Source organism: Fibrobacter sp., assembly GCA_012523595.1.
In the GTDB taxonomy this organism is placed as follows: domain Bacteria; phylum Fibrobacterota; class Chitinivibrionia; order Chitinivibrionales; family Chitinispirillaceae; genus JAAYIG01.
In genome coordinates, this window is record JAAYIG010000005.1 from 1 (window position 1) to 4,202 (window position 4,202).

A 4,202-nucleotide genomic window follows, 5' to 3' on the forward strand; every position below is an offset into this window, starting at 1 on the left:
CCTGAGAATACAGCGGCCATAAGCTCGCTTGTCAACCTTCCCATGGAAGGCAGGAGAAGGTGCACCGAAGGATCATAAATACTGAAACTCTTTCCTTTTGAACTGATAAAAACCGCGCCCTTTCTCTTGAACTGCAGTTTTGCCGGGGTAAACTCTTCCGGAGAAGTATGTCTTTTTCCTGCAAGAGACCGGTACCGCTCCGCAATGTCGATAAACGCATCGATACGGGTATTGATACCTGCATCAGCAGTATGACTGTCAACTTCGAGTGTCAATGAGGGTTTTTCTCCCATGATTTCCCGGAAGTATCCAAGAAGAAAAGAGTCGGGACCGCAACTGAAATTGGTGATATAAACTCCGAAAAGATTATCCTTCCTGGAGACTAAAGTGGCCGATTTCATCAGATCCCGCCCGATTGCCCAGTTTATGTCAAGGCCGGTTTTCTCATTTTCAAATGGCAGCATGTCCCAGGGGATAACTGGAATCCCCCTTGACGCGAATTTTTCCGGGATCCCCATATTCGCATCGGATGTAAAAGAGTTATATGCCCTTCCGAAAAGCACAACTCCAAGATTATCAGGGCTTTTCTCCAGCTCACTTAGAATCCTCTCTCCCTCTTCTCTCAGAGTTATAGTGGTCTGCCTCATCTTCTCCACAGCCTTGATATAAGCTGCCCTGCTGTAAGAATCGCTGAATCCGCACTGACGGCCTATTTCTATGAACTCCCGGATCTGAGAATCAAACCCCTTTGAAAAATCAAGCACTGCCCTGATCAGCTTCGGTTCTACCTCTCCAAATGCACTCCTGAGATAATAAGGCTCTCCTTGCAGAAGCATACAGGTGCATTGATGCTCCCTTTGGGCAGATGCTGTATTTTCCGCCGGAAGTTCGACTATTGAGGGCAGGAAAAGAAAGTCAGGCTTTTTTTCCAGAAGATTGTAAAAAGCTCCATGAGAGATCTCTCCCGGATAACAAAACGAACCTCTTTTGCGTTTCACCCCTTTTGAGTCAACCTTGTCAGGCAGTATCACCTCGAGACCCAGCTCTGAGAAAAAGGTGGAATAGAGGGGAAACAGAGAATGCATCAGAAAAGAATTATTGAGGCCGATTGTTCCTGCCGCTGATGACCTGGTCTGGCTCGGTGAGAAAACCACGTTTCTTCGGACACGGACAAAATCATACCTGCCGGAATCAGTAATTTTTTTGTCAATTAGACTATAGTAGCGGTTACAGGCACCGCCGAATGGATAATTTCTATCCTCGATCCGCAGCATGCTTATTTCACATTTCCTGTCACATTTCTCCCGGCCGCCTTTGCAGATGAAACGTTTGCCGTAGCTGATTTCACGGGTGGAAAGCACCTGAAGATTGAAATACTTCTTCTCCGTTTCATTTTCCATTCTGCGGCTTACTTCCAGCGCCACACCAAATGCCCCCATCAGGCCCGGTTCAGGCGGAACCACTATCGGAACACCTATAAGATTAGCCATCGCCAGCGGAACTGCCTTGTTGTAACAGACTCCTCCCTGCATGAATACTTTTTTTCCTATAGGACGCTGTCCTTTGACCCTGTTTACGTAGTTCATACAGATAGAGTAGACCAGTCCCGCTGTTATATCCTCCCTGCTTACCCCCTCGTGGGAGGCAGTCTTTATGTCCGATGAGATAAAAGCTGCACATTGATCACTGAAATCCGGAGGACTTTGAGATTCAAGTGCATAGTCCTGTATTTCACGATAATCGATCCCCAGTGATTCTTTTGCGGCTTCCTCAAGAAAGGAACCGGTTCCTGCAGAGCAGGCTTCATTCATGGCATAATCCGAGGGGACACCGTTTGTAAAGTGAGTGTACTTTGCATCCTGCCCCCCAATCTCAAAGATCGTATCAACCAAGGGATCGAAATAAGAAGCTGCTGTTGCATGAGCTATAATTTCATTAATTATAAAGTGGGTTCCAGCGTGAAGCCCCGCTATGTGTCTTCCCGAGCCAGTGGTACCCAGTCCTGTCACAAGAACATTCCCGGGGAGCTGCGAATGGAGTTCTTTATAGCACTCCCTGGATGCCTCGATGGGATTTCCATTGGTGCGGAGATATGTAGATGCAACAATGGCGTTGTCGGATAATCTGAGTGCAACTGCCTTGGTGGTAGTTGAGCCTACGTCAAGTCCTATCACAAGCTCATCACCAGACTTTGCACTGCTTCTTTCAATTGACTTAAATGTCACCTTCGGGACAGCAGTACTTAAAGGAGGATGAACACTGAAAGAGCGGTGTGAGGAGATATAGTCTACATGGGAGAAAAAAGATCTTTTCTCCTCAAGAGCACACCATGCAGCACCCACAGCTTCAAAAATCAGCGCACACTCCGGTATATGTAAAGAATACCCGTTTCCCCGGATTATCTTCATTATAGGATCGACCTGAGTGAGACCACCAATTGCCAGAATACTCTTTGAGCTGGATTTTTCCAACAGGTCAAGAATCTTCTCTGCTATCATCTCACACAATCCGGCAGTAACCCTTTGAGCCGGAATACCCTTATTCAAGGCATGAGTACAGTCACTTTTGCAGAATACCGAGCACCTTCCTGAAACTCTGTACGAAACTGATTCCCGGGCTAAGTTGACAGCCTCATCAACGGAAAGATTCATCCTTCGGATCTGCTGAAGGAAGAATTCTCCTGTACCTGATGCACATTTGTTCCCGGTTTCCACAGCACAGATATTCTGATCTGTATCGAGCAGATAAAGAACAAAATTCTCTGCTCCCAGGCTTATCACAGCACCCAGCGACTCCTCCATTTTTCCGGTAGATCTGAGAAGCCGCAGTGCAGATTCGATAGATTCAGCTTCGGTAATAGAGGGGAGGTTGATTTTCCTGCGGAATTTTCGTCCGGTGATATACCCATAATCAATATCTGAAGTACCCAGCTCCATAATGGTGTTTGAGAATGCCTGTTGAGGACAGGAATCATGGGAGATAGAGGTACTTTTCAGTATGTCACCATTGTCGGATACAACTGCAGCTTTGAGATTAGAAGCACCAATACAGATTCCCAGTGATTTCAATGCAATATTCTCCTTTATAAATGGGTTTTTCAAAAAGAATACGAGTAAATTAACTTTTGCGCAAAGACAAAGGGAAATATTGAAAAACTTGAAACAACAGATGGAATCTTGTTTTATTGACTCTGATATTATAAGTATTGACTGTGTGCACAATCGTTTTCTGTACAGTACTCAGGCACTGGGACAGACTTTTTCATAATTGACAATACAATACTTCTGAATTTGCTCCTTTATTTTTCCAATATATATAAATATTATGTATTTATATCCAGCCCGGATTATCAGTATTGAGAATGAGTCAAGGTAAGCATGTCAGTTCTACGGATCATCGGGGAGAAATCTCATTTCTCAAAGAGAAGTTTGATTAAATCCGTTTGAAATGACAGAGCGTTTTTCAGGACCAGATATGTCCATTTATCTACACTGAAAGCGTAAATAAATATATAAAACCGGATGGTATTCCGCTATGAATCCAAAATTTTTTCTGCTTCATGCCACTATCAGCATCATTTTCTTCCCATTTTTGTTCTGCTCCAATCCAGTCGATTCTGATCCAAGCAAAGAAAAGTTCGGTACTATTGTAATAAAAACATCTGTACCGACCGGTCGAGTGTTTCCATTTATCCCTGATAGTGCGGTAGCCACTGTTTCAGGGAAGAAGGAAATCATTATACATCCTCTTTCTTTATACGGAGATTCAGTTACTGGTTCAATTTCCGTACCTCTGAGAGAAACCTGGGAAATTACAGTTACTGTCTTTGATACTTCAAAAGGCAGATGGTGCACAGGAAAAGATACACTCACTATAGATTACCCTTTTCCACATAATGCTTATATCAAATTAAAACAGGTACAGACCAATGTTATTACCGACGATACGATTCCGGGGCACAGACTCGTAGCAGATGAGTTGTGACAGGGGAACTGTATTCTCAAGGGGGATATCATTATATCACCGGATACCCGATTGACCGTTGCTCCCAATTCAATTATTAAAATAGCTACCGGTAATCCTGATTGGGATTCATCTTTACCTGATTCCGTGAGTAAAAAATCAAATATTAACAAAAAAAACTCATGCAAAGACCTTGTTAATATTATAAATTATGGGTGAATGTGTTTGACAATAGAATA

At 43.7% G+C, this 4,202-nt stretch carries 2 protein-coding genes; one reads left to right on the forward strand and one right to left on the reverse strand.

The genetic code is table 11. The annotated features are described in order from the left end of the window. On the reverse strand, positions 1-3,068 hold a 3,068-nt coding region (locus tag GX089_00225; GenBank protein ID NLP00896.1), incomplete at its 3' end, for an activase. A 466-nt stretch (positions 3,069-3,534) separates the two neighbouring features. Here GX089_00225 and GX089_00230 point away from each other — a divergent pair. Next, the gene (locus tag GX089_00230) at positions 3,535-3,984 is read left to right on the forward strand and encodes a hypothetical protein (protein ID NLP00897.1); all 450 of its coding nucleotides are present in this window, start codon (positions 3,535-3,537) and stop codon (positions 3,982-3,984) included. Positions 3,985-4,202: the final 218 nt, after the last annotated feature.